The sequence below is a fragment of the Methylobacterium sp. J-118 genome (assembly GCF_057836565.1).
On the sequence record NZ_JBYQFA010000001.1, the window covers coordinates 158,149 to 183,794 of the forward strand.

The following is a 25,646-nucleotide window of genomic DNA, read 5'->3' on the forward strand; positions in this document are numbered from 1 at the left end:
GCGCCGTCGACTGCGGGTGTGCATTCGCCGCATGAAACGGTCCAGCAACGAACCGAGGGTTTGCAGCTTCGGCGGTCGCAGCCCGTCGCGTTCCGAGTTGCCCGGCAGACGGGACCGGGCGACGCTTGCGTGATGACGCAGGGGCCGCGGCATGCCATGGGGCGGCATGCTCTTGCTGGCTCTGATCGCGGCCCTGCTGGCCGTCCTGGTGCTGATGATCGTCCTGCCGCGGTGGACCGGCCGGCTGGCTTCGCTCGCGACCCTGATCGCGGGGGCGATCATGGTCCTCTGGATGGCCCAGGCCGGGCTGCTGCCCGGCTCCACGGGGCCGCTGACGGCCGACCGGCCCCTCGTTCCGGGCGTCGATCGGTAACGATCCGGTAATCCTGGCGCGGTCAGCATGAACCATGCCCACGCTCTCCGCCCCGCGCCTCCTGACCTTTCTCGTGTCGGCCGTTCTGATCGGCCTCGCGATCGCCAGCCTATATACGCGGATCCCCATGGTCGGGCGCACGGTCGTGGCGCACCGGCAGTGGTTCTTCGTCGGCGCCTATGCCCTTCTGGCGCTCGGGGTCACGACGCGCGGCCTGTGAGGCGCGGGCCGCCGCCTCGGTTTCGACAGCTGCCCGCACCGAGGAGACCGGCATGACCCTGAAGACCACGTTCGTTGTGCAGCCCTTCGAACTGCACCGGAATCGCCTGCGGCCCGCGCGGCAGGAACCCGCGCAGAGCGAGTTCGGGGCGCTCAAGAAGGCGGAGGCGCTCGCCGCACGCCTGCCCGGCGCGGCCGCTCTGAAGGTGGTCGCCGATGACGAAACCGGCGAACTGGAGGGCGTGACGATCCTCGGCCAGTTCGGAGCCGTCCCGGAGGATTTCGCCGAGAGCCTGCTCGGCGGCTGATGTCCCCTGACAGGCGCCCGGTTCTCTCCATGCGACATGCGCGACGGCCGTTTTCGACGGGATCGAAACTACGTAGAAACAACGGAGATTGATCCTGCGGGCGAATGCGCTCGCTGAGCCAGAACCCGTGCCACGCTATTTCATCGATCTCCATGACGGTGCCAATCTCGTTCGCGACCATGAGGGTTTCGACTTCGCCGACCTCGCCGCTGCGCGGGCGCAGGCGGTCCGGATGATGACCCGGCTGGCCCAGGGTCTGTCCGATCCGCGGGAGCGGCAGGACTATGTCATCGCGGTGCGCGACGCGCAGGGTGCGATCCGCCTGCGCCTGCGCCTGTCCTACGACATCGAGCATGGCTGAGCGCTCGCCGTCGACGTGGACGCCGGTTCGGCATCAGCGAGCGCGTCGGGTGTAAGCGCGATTTGATCGGCGCGGTCCGGGATAGCGCGGCCCCCCGTCTGCGTTGACGCCCGACCGGCATGGGCGCTCGGCCGAGGAAACCCGATGGGACGGACGACAGGTGCGGTCGGATTTCTGACCGCGATGCTGGCATTGCCCGTCACCATCGCCCCAGCGGTTGCGCAGACAGCGCCGCCACCTCAGGTCGGCTCCGCCGCGGCGACGCCGGACAATGCCATCCTGCTGACGGTTTTCCTGCGCCACGACCAGTCGCGCCCGCTGGCCGACCTGAACGCGCAACTCGCCAAACAGGGGTTCTACAAGGCCTTCCCGCCACCCGGGATCGAGGTCGTTTCCTGGAACGTCGTGATGGGGATCGGGCAGATCATCACCCTGCGTCTGCCCGCCGCGCGGCTCCGCGAGGTCAATCGCGTTCTGGAGGACACCGCCTGGGGGGCGTACCGCACCGAGTTCTATCCCACCTACGATTACAAGTCCGTCGGGCTCGCGGAGCACGAGAAGGCGCACTGAGGCGTCCGGCTGCGATACGAACCCGTCCGGACGATCCAGGCACCCTCAGCGTTGGCCGCTGTCGCTGTTGCGCTGCTTGCAGAGCCACCCGGCCAGGCAGGACGGTACGTCGGCGGATGGCTCGAAGGCCGGGGCGCCGGTTTCGTCCAGGCTGCACGATCCCGAATCCAGATGAACGGTCTCGTAGGCTGTCGCGCTCCGGGCGAGGATCACGGTGCGGCCCCGGGCGACGCGCTGCTGAAGCGCGGCGCAGGTCATGGAGCGCGTATCGATCCGTTCCTGCGCCGCGGCACCGGTGGCGAGGACGGCCAGGAGAAGAACGCAGGCGAGACGGGTCATGGGTCCTTCCGGGCGTTGAAGGCTCCGCACCGAGGCCGGATATCGCGCGTAAATGTCGGATTTTTCCGGACGAGACCCGGTTTGCTCCGGTCGGACGGGGACCCTTATCCACCCGATCGGCCCAAGCCGACGATGCGACCACCGGACGCGCCGGGCGGGGCCTTACCCCGAAGGACCTCCGCCCGGTCCCGGACGCCGTGGGGCAAGGCCCCAATCCGGGGCATCGTCCCGGTTCCCCGGTTCGGGGGATACGCCGGACGTCATCGTTCGGGGTTCGGCCGATGGTGCCCGGGCGCCGACATGGATCCGGGCAGGAGACGGGCGTCCCAGATGCAGGGGCGGCCGGTCCGCTTGGCCTCGTACATCGCCGCGTCGGCCCGCTCCGTCAGGCATGGCGCCCGGGTGGCATGGAGGGGGGCGCAGGCGATACCGATGGCGGCCGTGATGCAAACCCGCCGCCCTGCCCCGAGGTCGTAGGGCTGTGCCAGCCTGTCCTGGAGACGCAGGGCGAAGGTCAGGGCCGGTGCCGGATCGGTCCCGGCCAGGAGCACGCTGAACTCGTCGCCTCCGAGGCGGGCCGCCATGTCGGAGTCGCGGAGCTCCCCCTGCAGCCGCTCGGCCAGTCGCTGCAGCAGCGCGTCCCCCACCGCATGGCCATAATCGTCATTCACCGGCTTGAAGCCGTCGAGATCGAGGCAGAACAGGGCGCAGCTCTCACCGCCGGGGCTCCCCAGGGCCCGGTCGAGCCGGGCCGCGAACAGGGAGCGGTTCGGCAACCCGGTGAGCGGATCGTGCTGGGCCATGTAGCGCAGGAGTGTCTCCGTGCGGCGGCGCTCGGTCACGTCCTCGCACAGGGCCGCCCAGCCACCCCCGGATTGCGGATGGACCGTGATCGCGATCTGGCGCCCGTCCGGCAGGGTCTGAAGCGCGGAGCCGGACCCGCCCTGCACGACGGAGCGCCGACGCGCGGCCCAGAGATCGGCAGGATCCTGACCCGTGCGCCGATCCCCGACAAGGCTCAGCGCGCTCACGTCCCGGGCGTGCAGGCCGGGCCTGACGCGCCGGGACGGGCCGCCGAAGAGGCGCCTGTAGCCGGCGCTGACGAACAGCAGGCGATCGGCGGCGTCGAACAGGCACAGGCCGTGCGGCAGGCTGTCGAGGGCGCCGATAAGGCCGGGCCCGAGGCATGGGCTGCGACCGGGCCTCCGGCGTCGGCAGCTGCCGACCGGCCGTCCGCCACGACCGATCAGCCGCGCCGCATCGTCCTCCGATCGCGCCGTCATCCCGGTCCCCTCGTGTCCCGCCGTCGCCCGCCAGGCGGCGGCCGACTGAAATCCGGATGGAAACTGATCCCCGAGGTATCTAGAATGGGATTCCTTTCGCCAACCTTGACGATGCGGTGCGACGTTCAACGATAGAGCTTGATTTCGCGGATCACGCGACAATCCCGTGCAGGTGTTCAATGCGCCGGACTTGGTGTCAATACGCCGTTTAGACGTCAAAAAATTCAATAAAACGCCGTTTTTAGAATGTTTTCGCGGTAAGATATCCGCGAAAACAGCATATTACGACCGCCTCGACAGTCGAAGCCCGGGGGCTTGGCGGCCGCCGAGGGCGGATCAGGGGGCGTCCTGCACGCCGTGATGCCCGTCCAGCACCGTGTCGCTGGTCGGGACGGCCTCGGCCACCGCCTGCGCCCGGCGGATGTCCGGGGCGGTCGCCTCCTCCCGGAAAGCCGCCACCGCCTCCGAGAGCGGGAGCGTGCGGGTCTGCTGGCTGCCGAGCCGGCGGATCGAGACCGTCCGCTCCTCGGCCTCGCGGCGGCCCAGCGCCAGGAGCACCGGCACCTTGGCCAGCGAGTGCTCCCGTACCTTGTAGTTGATCTTCTCGTTGCGCAGATCCGCCTCGACCCGTAGGCCGGCACGATCCAGGGCGCGGATCACCTCATGGGCGTAGGCATCGGCCTCCCCGGTGATCGTGGCCACCACCACCTGCACCGGCGCAAGCCAGAGCGGGAAATGCCCGGCGAAATGCTCGATCAGGATGCCGGTGAAGCGCTCCATCGAGCCGCAGATCGCCCGGTGCACCATCACGGGCGGCTTCCGCGCGCCGTCGGCGTCGATGTAGAAGGCGCCGAACCGCTCGGGCAGGTTGAAGTCCACCTGGGTGGTGCCGCATTGCCAATCGCGCCCGATGGCGTCGCGCAGGACGTACTCGAATTTCGGCCCGTAGAAGGCCCCCTCCCCCGGGTTGACCTCCGTGCGGATCCGGCCGGCCGACTGCGCCTCGATCTGCGCCAGCACCCGGGTCATCACGTCCTCGGCGTGGTCCCAGAGGGCGTCCGAGCCGACGCGCTTCTCGGGTCGGGTCGAGAGCTTCACGACGATCTGGTCGAAGCCGAAATCGGCGTAGGTCGAGAGGATCAGGTCGTTGATCTTGAGGCACTCGTCGGCGAGCTGGTCCTCGGTGCAGAACACGTGGGCATCGTCCTGCGTAAAGCCGCGCACGCGCATCAGCCCGTGCATGGCGCCCGAGGGCTCGTAGCGGTGGACCACGCCGAACTCGGCCATGCGCAACGGCAGGTCGCGGTAGGACTTCAACCCGTGCTTGAAGATCTGCACGTGGCCCGGGCAGTTCATCGGCTTGAGGGCGAACCAGCGCTTGTCCTCGGCCTCCTCGCCGGCCGACTGCGCGGCGAACATGTTCTCCCGGTACCAGCCCCAGTGGCCGGAGGTCTCCCACAGGGACTTGTCGAGGATCTGCGGGGCGTTGACCTCGGCGTAGTCGCCGCGCAGGCGCCGGCGCATGTAGGCGATCAGTTCCTGGAAGATCGTCCAGCCCTTGGCGTGCCAGAAGACGACGCCCGGCCCCTCCTCCTGGAAGTGGAACAGGTCCATCTCGCGCCCGAGGCGGCGGTGGTCCCGGCGCTCGGCCTCCTCCAGCCGGTGCAGGTAGCCGTCGAGATCGGCCTGGGCGGCCCAGGCCGTGCCGTAGATGCGGGTCAGCATCGGGTTGTTCGAATCACCCCGCCAATAGGCGCCCGCGACCTTCATCAGCTTGAAGGCGGTGCCGACCTTGGCCGTCGAGGTCATGTGCGGACCGCGGCAGAGGTCGAACCACTCGCCCTGCCGGTAGATCTTCAGATCCTCGCCGGGGGGAATGGCGTCGACCAGCTCGACCTTGAACTTTTCCTGCTTGCCCTCGAACAGCGCGCGCACGTCCGCGCGCGTCCAGATTTCTTTCGTGAAGGGCGCATCGCGCGCAATGATCTCGCGCATCTTCGCCTCGATGGCCGGGAAATCGTCGGGCGTGAACGGGGTCTCGCGGTAGAAATCGTAGTAGAAACCGTTCTCGATCACCGGGCCGATCGTCACCTGCGTGTCCGGCCAGAGGCTCTGGACGGCCTCGGCGAGCACGTGCGCGCAATCGTGGCGGATCAACTCCAGGCTGCGCGGGTCGGTGCGGTCGAGGAACTCGATGCGGGCATCGTGGGCGATCGGATCGTCGAGGTCGGCGACCGTGCCGTCGAGCGCCATGGCGACGGTGCGCTTGGCCAGCGACTTGGCGATGCCCTCGACCACGACGCGGCCGGTGGTGCCGGCGGCGATCTCCCGGGTGTTGCCATCGGGGAAGGTGAGAATCGGCATGGATCAAACGTCTCCGGGCTCAGTCCTGCATACGCGGCAGGTAAGCGGTTTCAGGGGAGCGGCCGTGTAGACCGATTTTTTGGGCGTGGGAACAACGGTGCGGCACATCCTTGCGCGCCGGTGCCTGCCCGAGCCTGTCCTCCAGATGCGCATCATCGTCCCCGCGCGCCTGCGGCGCCGGGGGCTTGGCCCAAGAAGCAACACGCGGGACGCGGGACGCCGCGGGAACCCAGGTGGTGAGAGAACGCGCGGGATCCGATCCCCGCGGCGCCCGCGGCATCGACCGGGCATGGTCCCAGGCCGGTGCCGTCTTTCTCGTCGCGGTGCTTTTCAGCGCGCCCGATCCTGCGACGTCTCTGCAGACGGTCTCGAACGAGGTGCACGCACCTCCGGAACCCGCAGTGAGTCTGTGGCCTTCCAGCCGTTTGCCCGTCTCGTAATGGACGGGTCCGCAGGTCCCTTGGGGTCGGCCCAGAGGAGGGTCGGCGCGGGGGCATTTCCTCAGCCCCGCCGGGTTGGCCCGGTGTTTCTCCGCCCGGATCCGAGACACGCCCCGTATCGGTCACGCCGCCCGGGGCGATGGCGGCTGAGAGCCACCGACGCGGGCACCGCCCCGTCCCCGGACCCGCCCAGTCAGCCACCGGGCGGGCCCCCGAAGGACGGACCGGGATCGCTCCCGGGCCGCCGCGGACAGGTGGCGGTTAATGAGCACAAAATAGGAACATTGTCAAGGGCAGGCGGGCTGTGCGCATTCCCTCCCCCCTCTGCGGGGGAGGGTGGCCCCTGCGTCAGCAGGGGTCGGGTGAGGGGAGCCCGGGTTCAGGACAGGGCACGGCCTTCACGGCGGGCGTAGCCTCGTTCTGCACCGTCGCTCCCCTCTCCCGACCCCCTTCGGGGGCCACCCTCCCCCGCAGAGGGGGGAGGGAGATCCGGCGGAGCTGGTTCTTTATCCATTGAGGACGCGTGATCATCGTAGACCGCGCGTGCGAGAGCGCGCGGGAGTACGTGCGTCCCGTCGAACAGACGCAGCAGAGCCCCCGCCTCATCCCGCGCGTTGAAGCCGGCTCGCGAAGAACCCGTCGAGGCCGCCGCGGGCGCCCGGCACCTCGGCGAAATGGCACGGCAGGGTCCGCAGATCGCCGTTCGCGTCGATCAGCCCGGTGGCGCCGCCGACCTCCTCGAGTTGCACCGGAACACGCGTGAACCGGGGTTCGCGGGCCAGGAAGGCCGCGACCTGCGCCTCACCCTCCTCCGGCTCCAGCGAGCAGGTGCAGTAAACGAGAAACCCGCCCGGCCGCACCAGTCCGGCCGCGTGGTCGAGGAGCCGGGCCTGGAGCGCGGCGAGGCGGCCGATATCGGATTCCGCCTTAGTCCAGGCCACGTCGGGGTGCCGCCGGATCGTGCCGGTGGCCGAGCAGGGTGCGTCGAGCAGCACCGCATCGTGGTCCTGCGGCTCCAGGGCGAGGGCATCGGCGACCGCGATCTCAACGTCGAGGCCGAGGCGCGCGACGTTCTCGCGCAGCCGCTCCAGCCGGGGCGCGGAGCGGTCGACGGCGGTGACGTGCGCCCCCGCGGCGGCGAGCTGCAGGGTCTTGCCGCCGGGCGCCGCGCAGAGGTCGAGCACCCGGATGCCGGGACGCGGTGCCAGCAGCCGTGCCGGGAGCGCGGCGGCGGCGTCCTGGACCCACCATGCGCCCTCCTGGAATCCGGGGAGGTCGGGGATCGCCGGGCCGTTCTCGGCCAGGCGCAGGGAGCCGGTCGGCAGCGTCACGGCGCCGAGCCGCCCGGCCCACTCGGCGGGCTCGCCCCGTGGCGTCAGGTCGATGGCGGCCCCCGCGAGATGCGCGCGCGCGATCGCCGCGGCACGCTCCGGCCCGTAGGCGGCGACCCAGCGCCGGGCGAGCCAGTCCGGCGTGTTGACCGCCAGCGCGTCCGCGCCCGCGGCCAGGATCGCGTCGCGCTCCCGGGCGATCCGGCGCAGAACGGCGTTCACGAGGCCGGCGAGGTGGGCGGTGCGGGTGTCCCCCTTGGCGAGCCGCACGGCGAGGTCGACGGCCGCATGGTCGGGCACGGCGAGATCGAGGATCTGGGCGCTCGCGGTGGCCAGCAAAGCCGTGAGCTGCGGTTTGGCCGTGGGCAGCCCCCGCTCCAGCCGCGCCGCGAGGGCGGTGCGGATCAGCCCGTAGCGCCGGAAGGTCGCCACCGCGATGGCCCGTGCCAGCCCGGCATCGGCCGGCGCCAACGCTTCCGCGCGGATCGCCTGGGCCAGGGCATCGTCCAGCGCGGGCGCCCGCTCCTGCCCGATCAGGGCCGCGACCGCCTGCATCGCCGCGCGTCGTGCGCCTAAACCCGCCGTGTCCGGACCGGTCGTGCCCGTCGAAGCGCCGTCCCGCGTGTTGCGGCCCATGTCCCGCGATGCCACTTCTGCTCCAGATCCGAAATCTCTCGGACCCATGCCCTCACACCCGAGCGAGCGCGATGCAAGACGCGATGCAAGACGCGAAGGGACACGACGTGAACGCACAGGACACGAACGCCAGCGCGGCCGAGCCCCGCCCGCTCAGCCCGGCGGCGGAGCGCGCCCTGGCCGAGGCGGCCGCGCGCCGGGCGGCCATCGATGCCCGTGCCGCGGCGATCAGCGCCACGCCCGAGCGCAAGGGCCGCGGCGGCCTGGAGCCGGTGCGCTACGACGATTGGGAGGTGAAGGGGCTCGCGGTCGATTTTTGAGGCTCCGCGGTCGGTCATTCCCGGCCGCGTCACGGCCGCTCCCGATCGCCGATCCCGGGACACGGGGCGGCGGTCCGGGATGCCATGAGGCGTCGGGCCGCGCGTGCGGTTCCGCGGACGCTAGGAACGGGGCTGCCCGGTGCCCGTTCCCCTGCCTCACCGGCAGGAGACGACACGATGGCGACGAAGGTATCGGCCCGCAGCGCGGCCGCGGGGCCGCACGGCGAGATCACCCTGGCCCGGGGCGAGCGGCTGGGCATGCGCATGTGGCGGGCCGAGGAGCCCAACGCCGACAAGCCGATGACCACCTCCCCCCACGAGACCGTGGGGTACGTCGTCGGCGGCCGGGCGGAGCTGGTGGTCGGGGGCGAGACCGTGGCGCTCGCCGCCGGCGATTCGTATTGCGTGCCGGCGGGCGCCGAGCACACCTACCGGATCCTGGAGACCTTCACGGCCGTGGAGGCGACGGCACCGCCGGCCGGCTGAGGTCGATCGACCCTCATCGGGTCATATAGACCTGCGCGCCCACATCGACGCGTCCGTATAGGTCGACCACGTCCTGGTTGAACATCCGGATGCAGCCGTAGGACGCGTAGGTGCCCACCGAACTCGGGCGGTTGGTGCCGTGGATGGCATATTCGCCGCCGGCCAGCGTCATCGCGGCGGCACCCATCGGGTTGTGCGGCGAGCCGCCGGCGATCAGGCTCGGCAGGCGCGGGTTGTCGCGCTTCACCTCGGCCGGGGGTGACCAGGCCGGGGCGACGTATTTGCCGTCGATGGATGCGGTCCCGAACCATTGCTTGCCGGGCTTGCCCACCGCCACGGGGTAGCGGATCGCCGTTCCGTCGCCGGTCACCAGATAGAGCTTGCGCTGGGAGACGCTGATCACGATCGAGCCCGGGGCGACCCCGTTCTGGAAGGGCACGACCTCGCGGGCCTGGGCCGCACCGAAACAACCGGCCAGCATCGCGCCAGCCAAACCGAATAGAGCCGCGACCCGACCTGGCATCTTCGTGATCCTCGACAAGCCAATATCCCTGCAAATATCCCTGCGGCCAAGTAAGTCACGGCCGAGCTTGCCGTTCCAGGAAAAGCTATGGTTGATGCGGGACTGCGCCCCGAAACCCGCGGTCACGGTAAAGCAGCAACGTAAATCGTCCGGTGACGGGACGGGCAAGACTTCCCGTCTGGCCGGCGCGTCGGCTCAGCGCTCGAACAGGATGCGGCCTCGGGCGTCCTCGGCTTGCCAGCCGTGGCGCTCCAGTTCCGGGTCGCGATGCTCCTCCACCGGATGGCCGACGCACAGATAGGCGACGAGCCGCCACGTCTCCGGCACCGCCAGGATCGCCGTCACGGAAGCGGGGTCCAGGATCGAGACCCAGCCGACGCCGAGCCCCCGCGCCCGGGCGGCCAGCCAGAAGCACTGCACCGCCCCGACCACCGAATAGGCCAGGGTCTCCGGCATGCTGGCCCGGCCGAGGCCGAGGCCGGTCTCGGTCGCCAGATCGCAGAAGGCCGCGAGATGCACCGGCGCCTCCCGCAGGCCGGCGAGCTTCAGGGCCCGGTACTCCGCCGCGCGCACGGCATCGTAGGCCGCCGCCGCCGCCGCATTGCAGCGGGTGAAACTCTCGGTGACGGCCGCGCGACGCCCGGGATCCGAGACCCGCACGAACCGCCAGGGCCGGCTGTTGCCGACGGAGGGGGCCCTGTGCGCCGCCGCCAGACAGGCCTGCAGCTGGTCCGCGCCGACCGGATCCGCGCGAAAACGGCGCACGTCCCGGCGCCACGCGAACAGCGCGTCGAGGTCGTGCACGAAGGCGTCGTCGAAGGCGGGCGGCCCCATGATGGGCGTGGCATACCCGCATCCCGGAACGAACCGAAACGAAAAAAGGCCGCCCGGGTGGGCGGCCTGAAGTCTTGGGTCTCGAAACCTCGGAGTGCCGGGTCCTGGGATCCCGATCGGCGACCGATGGCTGGGGAGCTGGGTCGCGGGCGCCGGAGGGGCGGGGCTCGGCGAGGTTCAGTCGATGTTGTGCCCGTGCAACGCGGCCCGCGAAAGGCGCGAATTGGGCAGAACCATGTTTTTTGTCGCTTGGGTGTGTCTTCGGCGACACGGGGCCTGCCGGACCACCCTTGCGGGCCGCTGCCGCGAGGCCCATCATCCGGCAAAGGACCGACGACGCGGGAGCGATGATGACCGAGAGGACGGGCGCCAGGCCGAGGCCCGACGAGGCGGCGGGACACGTCATCCCCTTTCCAGCCCGCGCGGCTCCTCTGCAGATCGCCTTCAATCGGGATGAGCTGCGCGTGATCTTCAACCTGTACGGCAGGCAGGTCGCGGCCGGCGAGTGGCGCGACTATGCCCTCGACTTCCGCCCCGACAAGGCGGTGTTCTCGATCTACCGCCGCGCTTCCGAGATGCCGCTCTACCGGATCGAGAAGGACCCACGGCTCGCCCGCCGTCAGGGCGCCTACGCGGTGATCGCGGCGAGCGGCCAGATCCTGAAGCGCGGGACCGAACTCGCCCGGGTGATCGCCGTTCTGGAGCCGGCGCCCCGGGCGGTCTGACCGAATTCCGTCAGGCCAGGCTCATCCGGCGGAGGGTCGCGGCGATCTCGGCCCGGACCTCCGGCGGCAGCGGCCGGATCGGGCGCGGCGGCTCGGCGCGGCAGAGGCCGAGGAGATCGGCCAGGACGTAGACGACGCGCAGGCTGGAATGCGCCCGGAACAGCGCCCATAGGGGTTCGAGCTCCGCGTTCAGGGCGCGGGCCCGCGCCGCGTCGCCCGCCTCGACGGCCTGGACGATCGCCAGACAGGTCCGGGGGAACAGGCCGCCCGCTACGCTGAACCACGCGGTGCCGCCGGCGATCAGCGACTCGGTCACGTTCCAGTCGCCGCTGAACCCGATCGGAAAACCCTCCGGGACCGCGCTGCGCAGGGCCGTGAGGCCGGTAGCAGCGGCGGCCGGCTCGGGTGCCGGGCACTTGGCGGCCACCACTCCGGACAGGCGCGCGATCCGGCCGATCAGGTCCGGTGAGAAACGGAAATGCGTGGTGGCCGGATTGTCGTAGATGACGAGGGGCAGGCCGCCCTCCCCCGCTACCGCCGCGAAATGCGCGAAAACCTCGTCGTCCGTCAGGGGCGTGTAGGAGACGGGGGCGAGCAGGCCCGCCGCCGCGCCGGCCGCGCGCGCATCCTGCGCCAGTTGGATCGCCTCGTCGGTGCGCAGCGCGCCGATCCCGACCAGGAGCGGCACCCGATCACCCACCGCCGCGGCGGCGATGGTCACGGCCCGGCGACGCTCCGCGCGGGTCAGATAGGCGTAGGTCCCGGTGCTGCCCAGCAGGCCGATCGAACCGACGCCGGCCGCCGCCAGGGGCTCCAGCAGCCGGCGCAGGCCCACGGCGTCGACCTGACCAGCAGCGTCGCTCGGGGTGATCGGGAAGGCCGAGAGGCCGGAGAGTGTTTCGCGCATGACGGAGAGATAGCGGGATCCCGCGATCCGGGCGCGCAAAAAGAAACCCCGGCGGTTTCCCGCCGAGGTTTCCTCCGTCCGCGGTTCTGGTGAGGCTTAGCGGCGGTCGCCGATCAGGCTCAGCAGGAACTGGAACATGTTGATGAAATCGAGATAGAGGGTCAGGGCTCCGTTGACCGACATCTTGGCCGCCATCTCACCGTCGAAGCCGCCGTAGAGATACATCTCCTTGAGCTTCTGCGTGTCGTAGGCGGTCAGCCCCGCGAAGATCAGCACGCCCAGCACCGAGATGGCGAACTGGAGGGCCGAGGACGCGAAGAAGATGTTCACCAGCGACGCCAGGATGATGCCGATCAGGCCCATCATCAGGAACGAGCCCATCCCCGAGAGGCTGCGCTTGGTGGTGTAGCCCCAGAGGCTGAGCGAGCCGAAGGCCGTCGCCGTGATGAAGAACACCTGGACAACGCTTCCCCCGGTGAAGACCAGGAGCAGCGAGGACATCGAGGCGCCCATCACCGCCGCGAAACCCCAGAACATCGTCCGGGCCGAGGAGGCCGACATCCGGTCCATCTTCATCGAGAAGACGAAGATGAAGGCCAGGGGGGCGAGCATCAGGACCCACTTGAGCGGGCTCTGGTAGAGGGTCTGGCCGAACGGAGTCAGGATCGGGCGCGTGCCCTGATAGGCAGCGACCGAAGCCATGTTCAGGCCGAGGGCGACGAGACCGGAGATCCCGAGGCCCACGACCATGTTGTTGTAGACGCCCAGCATGAAGGAACGCAGGCCCTGATCGACCTCGACCTGGGTACCGGCGTAGCCGGCCGGCCGCTGCTGGGCGCCGTACCGGAAGGGGCTATTCTCGAATGCCATGGGAGTTTCCTTGCGGAGGCTCTCTCAGCGTGGTGTTTCGGGCGAGGCCCACGCAGGACCTCTGGCGCCGGACTGGCGCCTCGGGCAGGAATATGTTGTGGCCGCGTCGCCAGCACAAGTGCCCGGCCACGGTTGCCGGACCGGTTTTCCGTGTCCGAACCATGTATTTTTGTCCATCTGGCCCGGGATTAAAATGCTTTCCGGCCCCGTGGCCGCGCGTTCGACTGCGGGTTGCCGCGCCCCCGTGATGAGGAAGGCTTCGCGCCAAGTCTTAACGGCTTCCTTATGCCACGCGCGAACACGGCCATCTCTGGTTGCCCGCGGTGATTCTCGCGCGGCACGACCACCGTGCGCAACCGCGGCACGCGGCCTGTTCGCCCCGGAATCCCGGGTTTCCAAAGGGCTTCAGCCCTTTGGCGGGTTCTCAGGGCGGAGCCCTGAGGCGTTCTCCAGGGATCTGCCCTGGACCCGCGAAAGGTCTCGACCTTTCGAAACCAGGACGCGATGCGCACGACCGCGCACGTCCGTCGATCGGGCACTCAGATCTGCCGCAGATACGGCGCCGGCTTCTGCCCCAGGATCCGCCACGTGCCGAGGAGCCCGAGCAGGATCGCGAGCGCCACCGCGGCGAGCGCCGCCACCAGCGCCCCGGAGAGGTCCAGCCGGAAATCGAGGTGCATGACCTTGGCGACGATCACCCAGCCGGCGAGCGTCCCGGCGGCGAGGCCGAACAGGGCCGTGGCGAATCCCAGCGCCGCGTACTCGATCGCGTAGGCCGAGAGCAGGCGGGAGCGGCTCGCCCCCAGCACCTTGAGCACGACGGCATCGTAGAGCCGCGCCCGGTGCCCGGCCGCGATGGCGCCGGCCAGCACGAACAGGCTCGCCAGGACCGCGACGGCGCTCGCCCCGCGGATCGCCAGGACCAGCCGGCCGACGAGGTCGCCAATCGCGTCGAGGGCGTCCTTCACCCGCACGGCGCTCACCGACGGGAAGGTTTTGGCGACATCGCGCAGGATGTGGTTCTCGGCCCCCGCATCGACGCCCCCGGGCAGCGTGAGCGTGGCGAGGTCCGAGTGCGGCGCCCCGCGGAAGGTGCCGGGCGAGAACACCATCACGAAGTTGATGCCGAGGTTGCGCCACTCCACCCGGCGCAGGTTGAAGATCGTCGCGGTGAGGTCGCGGCCGAGCACGTTCACCGTGACAGTGTCGCCGAGCTTGAGGCCGAGCTGGCGGGCGAGGTCGGTCTCGAAGGAGACGAGCGGCTTGGTGCCCTGCTCGGCGCTCCACCACGCGCCGTCGGTGAGGCTCGAACCCTCCGGCACCGTGTCGGCGTAGGTGATGCCCCGGTCACCGTCGAGCACCCAGGCGGCGTCCTCCGGCGGGCGGATCTTGCTCGCCGGCACGCCGTTCAGGGCGACGATCCGGCCGCGCATCATCGGCACGTCCTCGATCTTCCCGTTGGGGGCCGCGCGGGCCAGGAACTCCCGGAACGCGCCGGCGTCGCGGGACGGGATGTCGAGGAAGAACAGGTTCGGCGCCCGGGCCGGCAGGGTCGCGCTGATCGTGCGGCGGACATTGGCGTCGATCAGGCTGAGGGTGACGAGCAGCGTCACCCCGAGCCCGAGCGATAGGACGATGGCGGGCGTCAGCGCCCCGGGGCGGTGGAGGTTGGCGAGCGCCATCCGGGGCGCGGGCCAGCGCGGATGCGGCAGGCGGCGGGCCACCGCCATCAGGCCGAGCGCCACGACGTGCAGCAGGCCGAAGGCGATGGCGGCGGCCGCGATGAAGATCAGCGCCACGCGCCGGTCGAAGGCGGTCGCCACCGACAGGCCGACCAGGGCCGCGAGGCTCAGGCCCAGCCAGATCCGGTAGCGCCAGCGCGTGCGCACCCGGGCCGGGTCGACCGTATCGCGGAACAGGCCCGAGACCGGCACGTCGTGGGCGCGGCCCAGAGGCGTGATCGCGAAGGCGAAGGCGGTGATCAGCCCATAGGCGGCGGCGAGGGTCAGCTCCCCCGGGGCGAGGGTCGGGTTGAGCGGCAGCGGCAGGTCGGCGGAGAACAGCGCGTCGAGGAGGAAGGGCAGGCTCGCGCCGATGACGAGGCCGATCAGCGTGCCGAGGCCGGCGATCAGCATCACCTGGGTCAGGTAGAGGGCGACCACCTGCGAGCCTGGGGCGCCGACGCTCTTGAGGGTCGCGATCGAGGGGCGCTTGCGCTCCACGAAGGCGTGCACGGCGTTGCCGACGCCGACGCCGCCAACGATCAGCGCGGTGAGCCCCACCAGGGTCAGGAACTGGGTGAACCGTTCGATACTCTTGGAAAAGCGCGGGTCGGCATTGGTGCGGGACCGGATCTCCCATCCCGCCTCCGGCGTCGCCGCACGGATCCGGCCCTGCGCGGCGTCAAGGTCAGCATCCGACGCGCCGGGGGGCAGGAGGATCCGGTAGCTCCAGCGGTTGAGGCTGCCGGGCTGGACGAGGCCGGTGGCGCGCAGGGTCGGCTCCGAGATCATCAGCCGCGGCCCGAAGCCGATGCCGCCCGCGATCTTGTTGGGCTCGGAGACGATGGTGCCGCGGATCTCAACCGGATGGCCGGCCAGCATGATCCGGTCGCCGACCTTGACGGCGAGGCGGGTCAGCAGCGCCGGGTCGGCCAGCGCCCCCGGAACGCCGTTATGGTCCGCCAGAAGATCGGCGGGGCGGCCCGGCGGGTCGGTGACGAGCTCGCCCGCGGCCGGGTAGGTCGCGGGATCGACCGCCTTCAGCTCGACCAGGGCCGCGTCGCCGCTTGGTGCCACCGCCATCGCCCGCAGGGAGGCGACGATGTCGAGCCGACCCTCTCGGGCCAGGGCCTGCTTCTCCGGGTCGGTCGCCTCGCGGTTGATCAGGTTGTAGGCGAGGTCGCCCCCGAGGATCCGCTGGCCCTCCCGGCCGAGCCCGTCCGAGAGCGAGCGCGAGATCGACGCAACCCCCGCGATGGCCGCGACGCCGAGCGCGATGCAGGCGAGGAACACGCCGAAGCCCGAGAGGCCGGCGCGCAGCTCGCGCAGCGCCAGGCGCAGGGTGAGCGGGATGCGGCGGGGGGCCGGGTCGGGACGGGTGATCGTGCCGTGCATAGGCTCGGAACTCGGCTTTGGCTGATCCAAAGGGAAGGGGGTGCCCTTAGGCTGGTGCTGTGTCCGCTAGGCGACGTCGTGTCGGTTCGGGGCGTCGGCAGAGGCAGGCGGCACGATGGACCTGGACAAGGCGTTCAGCAGCGTCTCGAGTCCCGCGAGCGCGGCCTCGATCGCCCCCTCGCCCATCTGGGTGTTGGTGACCGCGCCGTCGAGTGCGACCGTCGCGGCCCAGGCCACGCGGTGCTGGTCCGGACCTTCCGGCAACAGGGGCGCGATGGTCTCGCAGATCTCGCGTTTGTGTCGGGTCGCGATCGCCCGCACTGATGGCAGGACACAGCCGACCTCCGCGACGGTGTTGGCAAACGCGCAGCCGCGGTAGTCCGATGCCGATACGATCTCGGTGATCGTCCGCAGCACGGGCGCCAGCGGCGCGGTGTGACGTTGGTTCGGCGATTGGGCGCGCCTGTTCTCGGCAATCAGCCGGCGGAACTGCGCCATCCACGTCTCATGGCGCAGGTCCAGAAACGCTTCGATCAGAACATCCTTGGACGGGAAGTGCCGATAGAACGTGACCTTGGTCACGCCGGCTTCTGCGATGAGCCGGTCGACGCCCGTCGCGCGCACCCCGTCGCGATAGAACAGGCGCTGTGCCGTCTGCAGGATGCGGTCCCTTGCGGAGAGACCCCGCTGGTCCATGGGATCGGATTCGGATGCCATCGTTCCTATGTAGACAGGTCTGTCTACTTCCGTTATGGAGCCTGTAGACAACTCAGTCTACAGGCCGTTCATGTCCGGAACCAGCCTCCCCGGTCCCTCGCAACGCGGCGGCCTCGGTCCGACCGCACCACCGTCGAAACGCGTGGTCGGGGGCCTGTTCATCTTCGTGATCGTGGCCTGGGGCCTGAGCTGGGTCGTGATGAAGATCATCATCCAGGAAATGACGCCGCTCTGGGCCGTCGCCGGGCGAACCTGGATTGCCGCCGCCGTGCTCCTTCCAGCCGTCGCGCTAACAGGCCAGCTGCGCCGTCCCCCGCGCGCTGATGTACCTGTCATCCTCGTCATCGCTCTCTGCCATATGGTCGGCTGCACGACCCTGATGACCTACGGATTGAAACATGTGCCCGCGGGGCGAGCTATCGTCCTTTGCTTCACCACCCCACTCTGGGTCGCGCCGGCGGCTTGGCTTTACCTGAAGGAGCCGCTGCCGCCGCGTCGCATCGCCGGGATCGGCCTCGCCCTGGCGGGACTGGGCGTCCTGTTCGATCCTCGCGCATTCGATTGGCGCGATGCTGACGTCCTGCGGGGCAACGGCCTCATCCTGGGAGCCGCCCTGTGCTGGTCCGTCAGCGTCCTGTACACGCGCGCCCACCGCTGGGTCGCGACGCCCTTCCAGCTCATCCTGTGGCAGGTCGTCCTCTCGGCGACGCTCCTGACCTGCCTGGCCGCCTATTCGGATGGGTTCCCAGGCTTCACCCTGAGCCCCGGGGTGATCGTGGCGCTCCTGTACAACGGCGCCATCGGGACGGCCCTGGGCTTCTGGGCGATGACCGTCGTCAACAAGACTCTGCCGGCGACCGTCACATCCCTGGGCATTCTCGCGACTCCTGTCGTCGGGCTCGGCCTGTCCGCCGTCATGCTCGGCGAGGTGGCGGATACGCGCCTCGTCCTCGCCAGTATGACGATCCTTGCGGGTATCGCACTCGGTACGTTCTCGGGGCGGTTACGTCCGCGTGCGTCCGCCCCGATCACGTCGATGAAAGGGTCCTGAGCGAGGCGCTCAAATGCCGCCATCACGCCGTCACCGCCTCCTCGATCCGCCCCGAGCGCAGGCGCACGGTGCGGTCGCACAGGCGGGCGAGGCCATTGTCATGGGTGACCAGAACCAGCGTCGCGCCGCGGTCACGCTTCAGCCGGAACAGGAGATCGACGATCTGGCGGCCGGTGGATTCGTCGAGGTTGCCCGTGGGCTCGTCGGCCACCAGGATCGCCGGATCGGGGGCGATCGCCCGGGCGATGGCCACGCGCTGCTGCTCGCCGCCGGAGAGCTGCGCCGGGTAATGGTGCAGCCGGTGCCCGAGGCCGACCGCCTCCAGCTCGGCGCGGGCCCGGTCCAGGGCGCCGGGCCGGTCGGCGAGTTCGAGCGGCAGCGCCACGTTCTCCAGGGCCGTCATGGTCGGCACGAGGTGGAAGGCCTGGAACACGATGCCGATGCGCCGGCCCCGGAAGCGGGCGAGCCCGTCCTCGTCGAGGCGGACGAGGTCGGTCTCCTCGATGATCACGCCGCCGGAATCCGGCCGCTCGAGGCCGGCCATCACCATCAGCAGCGTCGATTTGCCCGAGCCGGACGGGCCGACGAGACCCACCGCCTCGCCGCGGCTGACGGTCAGCGAGATGCCGCGCAGGACATGGACCCGGGCAGCGCCCCGGCCGAGGCTGAGATCGATGTCGGACAGCGCGATCGCCGGCTCGCGGAGCACCTTGCCTTGGCTCACGGGCGAGCCGATCTGTGGGCGATGACGAGCATGGCGCGCGAGGTCCTCGGTTGGCTTCGATCTTGGCTGCACGGGCCGCGGGTGCACCGCGATATGGGTTCCGCATTGGGGCCACGCCATGACGGCGCCGCTGTGTTCCGCCGCACACCCCTGTTTGCCGCAGCGCTAGCCCTCGTCATGGTCCCTTTCATGACAGCCGCCCGGGCGGCCCCGGGCGGACCGGTCAGGCTCGTCGCCCTCGGCGACAGCCTCACCGCCGGCTACAGGCTGCCGGCCGACGCCGCCTTCCCCACCGTGCTGGAGCGTCTGCTCAAGGCCGGGGGCGCGGACGTGACCGTGGCCAATGCCGGCGTCTCCGGCGACACCGCCACCGGCGGACTCGACCGCGTCGACTGGTCGGTGCCGGACGGGACCGCCGGGGTGATCCTCGAACTCGGCGCCAACGACATGCTGCGCGGCACCGATCCGAAGGTGACCGAGGCGGCTCTGGCGGCGATCATCGAGCGGCTGAAGGCGCGGGGGATCCCGGTGCTGCTCGCCGGGATGCAGGCCGCGCCCAATCTCGGGCCGGACTACAAGGCGCGGTTCGACGCGATCTACCCGATGCTCGCCAAGCGCTACGACCTGACCCTCTACCCGTTCTTCCTGAATGGGATCATCGGCGACCCGGCGCAGCACCTTGACGACGGGCTCCACCCGAACCGCCAGGGGGTCGAGACCATCGCGACGCACATCCTGCCCACGGTGGAGAAGTTTTTGGGGGGCCTCCGGCAGGGGGCGTCGCGGTAGTGCCGCGCCTGTTCACCGGCCTCGCCGTGCCGCCAGCGGTCGCCGAGACGCTGAAGGTCCATCAGGGCGGCCTGCCCGGCGCCCGCTGGATCGCCCCGGGCGACTTCCACGTGACCCTGCGCTTCATCGGCGATGTCGAATCGACGGTGGCCGAGGAGGTCCTGGAGGCGCTCTCCGAGATGCGGGCGCGCCCCTCCCTCACGGTGACGCTCGCCGGCCTCGGCCTGTTCGGCGGCGACAAGCCGCGGGCGCTCTACGCCGCGGTGAGCCCGGATGCGGCGCTGACCGATCTCCAGGCCGAGCAGGAGCGTCTGGTCCGCCGGGCTGGCGTCGAACCGGAACGGCGCAAGTTCACCCCGCACGTGACCCTGGCGCGGCTCCGGCGCGACGCGACCCCGGAGGCAGCCGCGATGTACCTCTCGCAGGCGCCGGTCTTCGCACCGCTGACGTTCGCGGTGGACCGGGTGACGCTGTTCTCGGCGCGGGACTCGACCGGGGGCGGGCCGTATGTGGCGGAGGCGGAGTTTTCGTTCGGAAGCAATTGACCGTGTCTGGTAGGTGCCGAAGTCGCATGCCAATCCGTGCGCACCGCCATAAGCGGCACGTTTTCAATGAATGCAGTTATTGATCATATGTATCATGTTAAATCAATGCAGACCGCCTAATGCGATGAAAATTTATTGATTTACGGGAGCTGTCATCTCAAGCAGGCTGAGTTTGCCGTCGTCGCGGAGCCGGTGCCATGTCCCCAGCCGACGAAGTTCAGCCGAGCAGGACGATCCGCATTCTCATGCGATCGGAGGATCAGGCGCCGCAGGAGAGACCTGTCTTCCAGACCGTTTCCCAGTCAATCTCTCTCGCCAAAGACGGGCTCGTCGCCCTTGCGGTTCTGATCGGCGGAATCTGGGCGCTCATTCGATACGATTTGATCGAGAGCAACGCGGCCAAGGTGCAGTACGAGCTCGCCTTGCAGACCTCGAAGGCGCAGGTTCAGATGACCGCTCAGGCCGAGCCGCACGCGGTTCGCGACGGGAATCGGTTTATCGTCATGGGTCGGTTCACGCTAAAGAATATCGGCTCTCGGGACGTTGTCGTGCGCTGCGACGCGAGCGCTCCCGTGACGCTCTACCGACTCGATACCGCGTCGGCGGCTCCCATGCCCATCGAGAGCAGCAAGGTGGAGGCGTACTTCTTCAACGAGGAGGGCGCGCGCCAGGACTATGCTTCGATCGACATCGGGAATTCGGTAGCCCTTCCGTTCGCCATCGTGGCGCCAAGCCCGGGCATCTACCTTCTGAATGTCGCGGTTCCCGTTAGCTTCGATGATCTCTCGCAGGCGGAGAAAGCTGCGGGGATGGGCTGGACATGGTCCGACCAGCTGGTCCTCGATTTGAAGTGACGAACGGTATCACAATCGCCGCAGCGCCACGCTCTCGATCCGGTGACTGGCACCCTTGGTGAGGATCAGGCTCGCCCGCTGGCGCGTGGGGAGAATATTCTCGCGCAGGTTCAGCAGGTTGATCGTCGTCCAGAGCCGGTCGGCGATGTCGAGCGCCTCGGCCTCCGGGATTCCGGCATACTTGCGGAAGTAGGAGCGCGGATCGCGGAACGCGGTCTGGCGCAGCTTCATGAACCGGGTGACGTACCAGCGGTGCAGGTCGTCCTCGTGGCCGTCGAGATAGATCGAGAAGTCGAAGAAATCGGACACGAACGGGATCGCGGTGCCGTCCCGGGGCAGGCGCGCGGGCTGGAGCACGTTCAGCCCCTCGACGATCAGGATGTCGGGGCTCTCCACCACCCGCTCCTCCCCGGGCACCCGGTCGTAGACGAGATGCGAGTAGAGCGGCGCGGTCACGCGCTTGTGGCCGGCCTTCACGTCGTGGAGGAAGCGCAGCAGGGCGGCGGTGTCGTAGCTCTCGGGAAAACCCTTGCGCTCCATCAGGCCGTTGGCGGCGAGCGCGGCATTGGGCAGCAGGAAGCCGTCGGTGGTGACGAGATCGACCTTCGGGGTGTTGGGCCAGCGCGCCAGGAGGGCGGCCAGGATGCGGGCCGTGGTGGACTTCCCCACCGCCACCGAGCCGGCGAGCCCGATGATGTAGGGGGCCTTGGTCTCGCGCTCGGCCAGCAGGAAGCGCTGCGTCGCCTTGAACAGCCCCTGCGTCGCCGCGACGTAGAGGGCAAGGAGGCGCGACAGCGGCAGGTAGATCGCCTCCACCTCCTCCACCGAGATCGGGTCGTTGATCGATTGCAGCCGCTCGATATCCTCGGCTTTGAGGGTCAGCGGCGTGTCGGCGCGCAGCTGCGCCCATTCCTCCCGGCTGAAGCGGCGATAGGGCGAGAGCCGGTCCGACGCTTCGAGGATCGCCTCGACCGAGCCCGGCAGCGCGGCCGCGTTCACGCGTGGCGCCTCGCGGCCTTCTCGGCGATTCCGCTCTGCGCCGTGCGGCGCTCCAGCTCGGCCATGACCGCCTCGAGTTCGACCCCGCCGGCCCGGAGCAGCACCATCAAGTGGTAGAGGACATCCGCGGCCTCGTTCATCAGGCCGGTCTTGTCGCCCTGCACGGCGGCGATAGCCGCCTCCACCGCCTCCTCGCCGAGTTTCTTGGCCGCCTTGGCGGGCCCTTCGGACAGGAGCTTGGCCGTGTAGGAGGTGGCCGGATCGGTTCCGGCGCGGCTCGCCACGAGGGCAGCGAGGTCGGCGAGCGTGTAGGCGGTCATGAAGCGATCTGCAGGTTGGCTCGGTCCGTTCTATAGGGATTGGGACCGGAATTCGGCAGGAAATTGCGCCACGACCGCGTCGGGGGCAAGCGGTGCGGGTGAATGCGGCTGCGCTTTGTCCGGCTCTTTATGTGACGGATCCCTGGGAGCTTTGCGGCACCCAGCCTCGGCGCACGGTCGGGGGCGGTTGCGACTCCCGTTAGAATCATCCTTCCCGTCGTCCGATGCGGGATCGACAGCGACCGGGAGCTCGGACAGTCGAGCGGTTCGATGCCGGATCATGCAGGACGCGTTGCCGGCGAAGGGGGCACGGTCAAGGCGCGGCCCTTCGAGGTGGTGGGATCGGAACGGTTCACCGAGCGGATCCTATGTCTCCGCTTCATGCCGAGGCTTCGAGAAATCGTCGCTTTCCCCTATCCGCAAGGGGGAGGAGCGCGCGCCCCGTCGTGCCGGGATCGCTGTGCCGAACACCGTGAAGGAGCTGGGTCGAAGGCGTCATCCAGCGTTCATGGGGCGATACGCATGGCGGTCGCGCGTCAGACGGGAATCTGTATGGCGAACGGAATTCATACACCACGACTAACAAGCAGATTTGGAGCCTTAGATTGAAATGCGGCGCAGTAATTCTCAGCAAATTTCTCCGACACGACTTGGACATAGAATGATTATTTGTCGTATCAGGAAAATTGATGTTTTATAAAATTTCACTGCATGTAAACTAAAAATGAACATTCGAAAAATCTCGGCCCTGACATGGGTCGGCTGAATACAAATCGGCCGTCATCGCGCCCGTCATAAATTAAATTTCAATTTTGAGCTTTATAATAATGAGGCATGCTTGCTAAATAGAAAGTTGTAAAGTTATCTTCCGTGACTTGATGTAATGTTGTTCTGGACCGCTGGCGGCCACGTCTTTGAAGCACTGGCCGTGCCGAAAGTTCTGTGTCAGAACATCAACGCCCTGGTTGTCCGGTCTTGAACGACGAGCGAAGGCCAAGTTCGGGGCAGGTCGCATGCCGAGCCGAAGCAGAAGACGTTTCGATGGCCACGTCAGATGATTGGGCTTCAAAGCCCGTGTTATGCAAGTGAAGGATGATCAATCGCTGGGCCGACAGATGTCTCGGCATCGATCGTCGCGCGAGGGTGCTCTGACAAGTGCGGTCGCAACAGCGATCCTTTGTGGCGCCTCTGTCATTCTGCAGAAGAGAACGCGCGTCGTTATCCTCGGACGTCGACCTTTCAGTCTGGCGCTGTAATACACAAGTCCCGAATCGAGTGGACGGCCAGTGCTGTCAAATAAAAAGCCCCTCTCGACACAGCGAAACCGACGATTTCAATCAATGGCAAAATATAAGGTCGATAGCCGATGACTGGTGTGCACGAAGAATTTTCTTTGTCGACACACGGAGATAGCAAGTCGTCACTAAGTGCATTGTTGATAGAATTTGCTTTAAGAAAACTATTTGCTCTACAGCATAAATTGTCCGATCCTGTCCTGCGTATGGAGGGAATGTCTGGGAAAAAATACAGGATCTTTATAAACAATCTGATGTCTTCGCTGCCTGATGCCCGTTATCTCGAAATCGGCACTTGGGCCGGGTCCACGGTTTGCGCGGCGATGTATGGCAACAAGGCGAAAGTTACCTGCGTCGACAATTGGTCGCTGTTCGGGGGCCCTCGCGAACTATTCATGCAGAATGTCAACTTGTACAAGAATGACAATATAGATTTTCAATTTATCGAGGCCGACTTCAGGAAAATAGACTATTCGGCTATAAGAAAATTCAATATTTATTTTTTCGATGGACCTCATAGCGCCGAGGATCAGCGCGACGGGCTGCTTCTCGCCATGCCGTCCTTCGATGACGAAATAATCTTCATCGTTGACGATTGGAATTTTGAGCAAGTTCGTGCTGGAACGATCGCCGGTCTCAATCAATCCGGGCTGAATCTTTCTTATATGGTTGAAATTAGATCGACCCAAGACGGAAATCATCCAGTGCAATCGAAGTTTCAATATAGCGATTGGCACAACGGGTATTTCATATGCGTTCTCAGTAAGCGGTAGACGCTTGTCGGATCTCGCGCCGGATTTCGGATCTGGCGCGCGACGACGGCCTACTACTCGTTCGGCAGGTGCCGGGCCAGCGCCTCCAGCACGGCCATGCGGACGGCCACGCCCATCTCGACCTGCTCGCGGATCAGCGACTGCGCCCCGTCGGCGATCTCGGAGGAGATCTCGACGCCGCGGTTCATCGGTCCCGGATGCATCACCAGGGCGTCGGGCTTGGCCAGCGCCAGCTTCTCGCTGTCGAGGCCGAAATACCGGAAATACTCCTTCACGGAGGGCACGAACGAGCCGTTCATGCGCTCGCGCTGCAGCCGCAGCATCATCACGATGTCGCAGCCGACGAGACCTTTCCGCATATCGGTGAAGGTCTCGACGCCGAAGCGCTCGATCCCGGCCGGCAGCAGCGTCGAGGGGGCGATCAGGCGGACCCGCGCGCCCATCGCCTGGAGCAGGATGATGTTCGAGCGCGCCACCCGCGAGTGCAGGACATCGCCGCAGATCGCCACCTGAAGGCCCTCGATCCGGCCCTTGTTGCGCCGGATGGTCAGCGCGTCGAGGAGCGCCTGGGTCGGGTGCTCGTGCGCCCCGTCGCCGGCATTGACCACCGCGCAATCGACCTTGCGGGCGAGCAGATGCACGGCACCGGCCGATTCGTGGCGGACCACGATGATGTCGGGCCGCATGGCGTTCAGCGTCGCGGCGGTGTCGATCAGGGTCTCGCCCTTCTTCACCGAGGACGAGGCCACCGACATGTTCATCACGTCGGCGCCGAGCCGCTTGCCGGCGAGTTCGAAGGAGGATTGCGTCCGCGTTGAGGGCTCGAAGAACAGGTTGATCTGCGTGCGGCCCCGGAGCGTCGCGCGCTTCTTCTCGACCTGCCGCGAGATGTCGACGGCGGAATCGGCGGCGTCGAGCAGAACCTCGATGTCGGGCCGGGTCAGGCCCTCGATGCCGAGGAGGTGCCGGTGCGGGAAGGGCGCGGGCGGAGGCGTCGTCATCATGATGAGGCCCGGGTGTAGGTGCGGCGCGCTCCGCGGGCAAGGCTGCGATGGTCAGACATGTCGGTAAAGGCCGAAGCGGGTTCTGCTCCCACGCGGGCTATGACCTGCACAGGTTGGAGGTTTCTGCCGGCTCGTCCGGTCACTCGGAGGGGCGGTCCCGGCATCCCGCGCGCCCTCCCTCCCCCCCGCTGCGGGGGAGGGTGGCCCCTGCGTCAGCAGGGGTCGGGAGAGGGGAACCCGGGTTCAGAATATGGCAGCGACCGGCATGAAGGCTTGCGTCCTAACCGGCAGCGTTGCTCCCCTCTCCCGACCCCCTTCGGGAGCCACCCTCCCCCGCAGAGGGGGGAGGGAGACGCGCGTGTGTCCGGCCGCCTCCAATGAAGATATGTGAATATCGTAGCCCGCACGGGAGAGGGGGGCCTGTTGCGCCTTGCCGCCAGCGTCGGTGCCGGATTGAGATGTGTGATCGCCCCTGCGGGGTGGGGCGGGCGCGGGTGAGTCGCTGGTTCTCACCCGTTCGCGTGTGACGCCGGTCGCTCGGCGAGGCGAACCGCCTGCGGCGTTTTTTCC

The 25,646-nt window shown here is 68.2% G+C and carries 27 protein-coding genes; 13 read left to right on the forward strand and 14 right to left on the reverse strand.

Annotation, left to right across the window (positions count from 1 at the left end; translation table 11 throughout):
- Nucleotides 1–166: 166 nt before the first annotated feature.
- The 5 genes from AC3IF3_RS00785 (at nt 167) to AC3IF3_RS00805 (ending at nt 1,831) form a co-directional block, all read left to right on the forward strand.
- Entirely contained in the window at nt 167–373 is a 207-nt protein-coding gene (locus tag AC3IF3_RS00785) for a hypothetical protein (protein WP_489226766.1), read from the forward strand.
- 34 nt (nt 374–407) lie between these two features.
- The gene (locus AC3IF3_RS00790) at nt 408–593 is read left to right on the forward strand and encodes a hypothetical protein (protein ID WP_489226767.1); all 186 of its coding nucleotides are present in this window, start codon (nt 408–410) and stop codon (nt 591–593) included.
- Nucleotides 594–645: 52 nt separating this feature from the next.
- Nucleotides 646–900 carry a hypothetical protein gene (locus AC3IF3_RS00795; RefSeq protein ID WP_243968119.1) on the forward strand — a complete coding sequence of 85 codons (255 nt, stop codon included), beginning with the start codon at nt 646–648 and terminating at the stop codon, nt 898–900.
- A 127-nt stretch (nt 901–1,027) separates the two neighbouring features.
- Nucleotides 1,028–1,261 carry a DUF6894 family protein gene (locus AC3IF3_RS00800; RefSeq protein WP_243968117.1) on the forward strand — a complete coding sequence of 78 codons (234 nt, stop codon included), beginning with the start codon at nt 1,028–1,030 and terminating at the stop codon, nt 1,259–1,261.
- 144 nt (nt 1,262–1,405) lie between these two features.
- Nucleotides 1,406–1,831, forward strand: coding sequence for a hypothetical protein (locus tag AC3IF3_RS00805; protein ID WP_489226769.1), 426 nt, complete (start codon nt 1,406–1,408; stop codon nt 1,829–1,831).
- A gap of 45 nt (nt 1,832–1,876) precedes the next feature.
- Here the strand turns inward: AC3IF3_RS00805 and AC3IF3_RS00810 are convergent, their stop codons facing one another.
- The 4 genes from AC3IF3_RS00810 to AC3IF3_RS00825 form a co-directional block, all read right to left on the reverse strand.
- Nucleotides 1,877–2,170, reverse strand: coding sequence for a hypothetical protein (locus AC3IF3_RS00810; protein WP_489226772.1), 294 nt, complete (start codon nt 2,168–2,170; stop codon nt 1,877–1,879).
- Nucleotides 2,171–2,430: 260 nt separating this feature from the next.
- Complete coding sequence (locus AC3IF3_RS00815; protein WP_489226774.1) at nt 2,431–3,453, reverse strand: diguanylate cyclase; 1,023 nt, start codon at nt 3,451–3,453, stop codon at nt 2,431–2,433.
- Between the two features lie 336 nt (nt 3,454–3,789).
- Nucleotides 3,790–5,817 (reverse strand): threonine--tRNA ligase, encoded by a 2,028-nt coding sequence (thrS, locus tag AC3IF3_RS00820; RefSeq protein WP_489226775.1) that lies wholly within the window; start codon nt 5,815–5,817, stop codon nt 3,790–3,792.
- A gap of 1,042 nt (nt 5,818–6,859) precedes the next feature.
- Nucleotides 6,860–8,224, reverse strand: a complete 1,365-nt coding sequence (locus tag AC3IF3_RS00825) for an RsmB/NOP family class I SAM-dependent RNA methyltransferase (RefSeq protein WP_489231204.1) — start codon at nt 8,222–8,224, stop codon at nt 6,860–6,862.
- A gap of 83 nt (nt 8,225–8,307) precedes the next feature.
- On the opposite strand from AC3IF3_RS00825, the gene AC3IF3_RS00830 reads away from it, so the two are divergent.
- Nucleotides 8,308–8,544: a DUF1674 domain-containing protein gene (locus tag AC3IF3_RS00830; protein WP_489226776.1), complete on the forward strand. Its 237-nt coding sequence runs from the start codon at nt 8,308–8,310 to the stop codon at nt 8,542–8,544.
- Between the two features lie 177 nt (nt 8,545–8,721).
- Entirely contained in the window at nt 8,722–9,030 is a 309-nt protein-coding gene (locus AC3IF3_RS00835) for a cupin domain-containing protein (RefSeq protein ID WP_489226778.1), read from the forward strand.
- Nucleotides 9,031–9,043: 13 nt separating this feature from the next.
- Here AC3IF3_RS00835 and AC3IF3_RS00840 read toward each other — a convergent pair whose 3' ends face one another.
- Both AC3IF3_RS00840 and bluB read right to left on the reverse strand, forming a co-directional pair.
- The gene (locus AC3IF3_RS00840) at nt 9,044–9,553 is read right to left on the reverse strand and encodes a L,D-transpeptidase (RefSeq protein WP_243968108.1); all 510 of its coding nucleotides are present in this window, start codon (nt 9,551–9,553) and stop codon (nt 9,044–9,046) included.
- A 195-nt stretch (nt 9,554–9,748) separates the two neighbouring features.
- Entirely contained in the window at nt 9,749–10,387 is a 639-nt protein-coding gene (gene bluB, locus AC3IF3_RS00845) for a 5,6-dimethylbenzimidazole synthase (protein WP_489226780.1), read from the reverse strand.
- A gap of 350 nt (nt 10,388–10,737) precedes the next feature.
- Between bluB and AC3IF3_RS00850 the strand changes: the two genes are divergently transcribed.
- A complete protein-coding gene (locus AC3IF3_RS00850) occupies nt 10,738–11,112 on the forward strand; it encodes a DUF2794 domain-containing protein (RefSeq protein ID WP_489226782.1) in 375 nt (124 codons plus the stop codon).
- Nucleotides 11,113–11,122: 10 nt separating this feature from the next.
- Here AC3IF3_RS00850 and AC3IF3_RS00855 read toward each other — a convergent pair whose 3' ends face one another.
- From AC3IF3_RS00855 to AC3IF3_RS00870, 4 genes are all read right to left on the reverse strand, one after another.
- A complete protein-coding gene (locus AC3IF3_RS00855) occupies nt 11,123–12,019 on the reverse strand; it encodes a dihydrodipicolinate synthase family protein (protein ID WP_489226784.1) in 897 nt (298 codons plus the stop codon).
- 96 nt (nt 12,020–12,115) lie between these two features.
- Nucleotides 12,116–12,889: a Bax inhibitor-1/YccA family protein gene (locus tag AC3IF3_RS00860; protein WP_489226786.1), complete on the reverse strand. Its 774-nt coding sequence runs from the start codon at nt 12,887–12,889 to the stop codon at nt 12,116–12,118.
- A 539-nt stretch (nt 12,890–13,428) separates the two neighbouring features.
- On the reverse strand, nt 13,429–16,005 hold the full coding sequence (locus tag AC3IF3_RS00865) for an ABC transporter permease (RefSeq protein ID WP_489226787.1): 2,577 nt from the start codon (nt 16,003–16,005) through the stop codon (nt 13,429–13,431).
- Between the two features lie 66 nt (nt 16,006–16,071).
- A complete protein-coding gene (locus AC3IF3_RS00870) occupies nt 16,072–16,701 on the reverse strand; it encodes a TetR/AcrR family transcriptional regulator (protein WP_489226789.1) in 630 nt (209 codons plus the stop codon).
- A 91-nt stretch (nt 16,702–16,792) separates the two neighbouring features.
- Here AC3IF3_RS00870 and AC3IF3_RS00875 point away from each other — a divergent pair, with 91 nt between their 5' ends.
- Entirely contained in the window at nt 16,793–17,773 is a 981-nt protein-coding gene (locus AC3IF3_RS00875; protein ID WP_489226790.1) for a DMT family transporter, read from the forward strand.
- 22 nt (nt 17,774–17,795) lie between these two features.
- Here the strand turns inward: AC3IF3_RS00875 and AC3IF3_RS00880 are convergent, their stop codons facing one another.
- Nucleotides 17,796–18,497 carry an ABC transporter ATP-binding protein gene (locus AC3IF3_RS00880; protein ID WP_489226792.1) on the reverse strand — a complete coding sequence of 234 codons (702 nt, stop codon included), beginning with the start codon at nt 18,495–18,497 and terminating at the stop codon, nt 17,796–17,798.
- A 189-nt stretch (nt 18,498–18,686) separates the two neighbouring features.
- On the opposite strand from AC3IF3_RS00880, the gene AC3IF3_RS00885 reads away from it, so the two are divergent.
- From AC3IF3_RS00885 to AC3IF3_RS00895, 3 genes are all read left to right on the forward strand, one after another.
- Nucleotides 18,687–19,286: an arylesterase gene (locus AC3IF3_RS00885; protein ID WP_489226794.1), complete on the forward strand. Its 600-nt coding sequence runs from the start codon at nt 18,687–18,689 to the stop codon at nt 19,284–19,286.
- A complete protein-coding gene (gene thpR / locus AC3IF3_RS00890) occupies nt 19,286–19,831 on the forward strand; it encodes an RNA 2',3'-cyclic phosphodiesterase (RefSeq protein ID WP_489226796.1) in 546 nt (181 codons plus the stop codon). The genes AC3IF3_RS00885 and thpR overlap by 1 nt, the downstream gene beginning before the upstream one ends.
- 197 nt (nt 19,832–20,028) lie before the next feature.
- Complete coding sequence (locus AC3IF3_RS00895; protein WP_489226798.1) at nt 20,029–20,685, forward strand: hypothetical protein; 657 nt, start codon at nt 20,029–20,031, stop codon at nt 20,683–20,685.
- Between the two features lie 9 nt (nt 20,686–20,694).
- Here AC3IF3_RS00895 and coaA read toward each other — a convergent pair whose 3' ends face one another.
- Both coaA and AC3IF3_RS00905 read right to left on the reverse strand, forming a co-directional pair.
- Nucleotides 20,695–21,684, reverse strand: a complete 990-nt coding sequence (gene coaA / locus AC3IF3_RS00900) for a type I pantothenate kinase (RefSeq protein WP_243968097.1) — start codon at nt 21,682–21,684, stop codon at nt 20,695–20,697.
- A complete protein-coding gene (locus AC3IF3_RS00905; protein WP_489219361.1) occupies nt 21,681–22,004 on the reverse strand; it encodes a phosphoribosyl-ATP diphosphatase in 324 nt (107 codons plus the stop codon). The genes coaA and AC3IF3_RS00905 overlap by 4 nt, the downstream gene beginning before the upstream one ends.
- A 1,366-nt stretch (nt 22,005–23,370) precedes the next feature.
- Here AC3IF3_RS00905 and AC3IF3_RS00910 point away from each other — a divergent pair.
- On the forward strand, nt 23,371–24,072 hold the full coding sequence (locus AC3IF3_RS00910; RefSeq protein WP_489226799.1) for a class I SAM-dependent methyltransferase: 702 nt from the start codon (nt 23,371–23,373) through the stop codon (nt 24,070–24,072).
- A gap of 53 nt (nt 24,073–24,125) precedes the next feature.
- Here AC3IF3_RS00910 and AC3IF3_RS00915 read toward each other — a convergent pair whose 3' ends face one another.
- Nucleotides 24,126–25,073 carry an aspartate carbamoyltransferase catalytic subunit gene (locus tag AC3IF3_RS00915; protein WP_489231205.1) on the reverse strand — a complete coding sequence of 316 codons (948 nt, stop codon included), beginning with the start codon at nt 25,071–25,073 and terminating at the stop codon, nt 24,126–24,128.
- Nucleotides 25,074–25,646 lie beyond the last annotated feature (573 nt).

Coding starts and splice junctions, on each gene's coding strand:
- AC3IF3_RS00785 (WP_489226766.1), top strand. CDS start 167: ATGCTCTTGCTGGCTCTGATCGCGGCCCTGCTGGCCGTCCTGGTGCTG.
- AC3IF3_RS00790 (WP_489226767.1), top strand. CDS start 408: ATGCCCACGCTCTCCGCCCCGCGCCTCCTGACCTTTCTCGTGTCGGCC.
- AC3IF3_RS00795 (WP_243968119.1), top strand. CDS start 646: ATGACCCTGAAGACCACGTTCGTTGTGCAGCCCTTCGAACTGCACCGG.
- AC3IF3_RS00805 (WP_489226769.1), top strand. CDS start 1,406: ATGGGACGGACGACAGGTGCGGTCGGATTTCTGACCGCGATGCTGGCA.
- AC3IF3_RS00810 (WP_489226772.1), bottom strand. CDS start 2,170: ATGACCCGTCTCGCCTGCGTTCTTCTCCTGGCCGTCCTCGCCACCGGT.
- AC3IF3_RS00815 (WP_489226774.1), bottom strand. CDS start 3,453: ATGACGGCGCGATCGGAGGACGATGCGGCGCGGCTGATCGGTCGTGGC.
- thrS (WP_489226775.1), bottom strand. CDS start 5,817: ATGCCGATTCTCACCTTCCCCGATGGCAACACCCGGGAGATCGCCGCC.
- AC3IF3_RS00825 (WP_489231204.1), bottom strand. CDS start 8,224: ATGGGCCGCAACACGCGGGACGGCGCTTCGACGGGCACGACCGGTCCG.
- AC3IF3_RS00830 (WP_489226776.1), top strand. CDS start 8,308: ATGCAAGACGCGAAGGGACACGACGTGAACGCACAGGACACGAACGCC.
- AC3IF3_RS00835 (WP_489226778.1), top strand. CDS start 8,722: ATGGCGACGAAGGTATCGGCCCGCAGCGCGGCCGCGGGGCCGCACGGC.
- AC3IF3_RS00840 (WP_243968108.1), bottom strand. CDS start 9,553: ATGCCAGGTCGGGTCGCGGCTCTATTCGGTTTGGCTGGCGCGATGCTG.
- bluB (WP_489226780.1), bottom strand. CDS start 10,387: ATGGGGCCGCCCGCCTTCGACGACGCCTTCGTGCACGACCTCGACGCG.
- AC3IF3_RS00850 (WP_489226782.1), top strand. CDS start 10,738: ATGACCGAGAGGACGGGCGCCAGGCCGAGGCCCGACGAGGCGGCGGGA.
- AC3IF3_RS00855 (WP_489226784.1), bottom strand. CDS start 12,019: ATGCGCGAAACACTCTCCGGCCTCTCGGCCTTCCCGATCACCCCGAGC.
- AC3IF3_RS00860 (WP_489226786.1), bottom strand. CDS start 12,889: ATGGCATTCGAGAATAGCCCCTTCCGGTACGGCGCCCAGCAGCGGCCG.
- AC3IF3_RS00865 (WP_489226787.1), bottom strand. CDS start 16,005: ATGCACGGCACGATCACCCGTCCCGACCCGGCCCCCCGCCGCATCCCG.
- AC3IF3_RS00870 (WP_489226789.1), bottom strand. CDS start 16,701: ATGGACCAGCGGGGTCTCTCCGCAAGGGACCGCATCCTGCAGACGGCA.
- AC3IF3_RS00875 (WP_489226790.1), top strand. CDS start 16,793: ATGTCCGGAACCAGCCTCCCCGGTCCCTCGCAACGCGGCGGCCTCGGT.
- AC3IF3_RS00885 (WP_489226794.1), top strand. CDS start 18,687: ATGACAGCCGCCCGGGCGGCCCCGGGCGGACCGGTCAGGCTCGTCGCC.
- AC3IF3_RS00895 (WP_489226798.1), top strand. CDS start 20,029: ATGTCCCCAGCCGACGAAGTTCAGCCGAGCAGGACGATCCGCATTCTC.
- AC3IF3_RS00905 (WP_489219361.1), bottom strand. CDS start 22,004: ATGACCGCCTACACGCTCGCCGACCTCGCTGCCCTCGTGGCGAGCCGC.
- AC3IF3_RS00910 (WP_489226799.1), top strand. CDS start 23,371: ATGACTGGTGTGCACGAAGAATTTTCTTTGTCGACACACGGAGATAGC.
- AC3IF3_RS00915 (WP_489231205.1), bottom strand. CDS start 25,073: ATGACGACGCCTCCGCCCGCGCCCTTCCCGCACCGGCACCTCCTCGGC.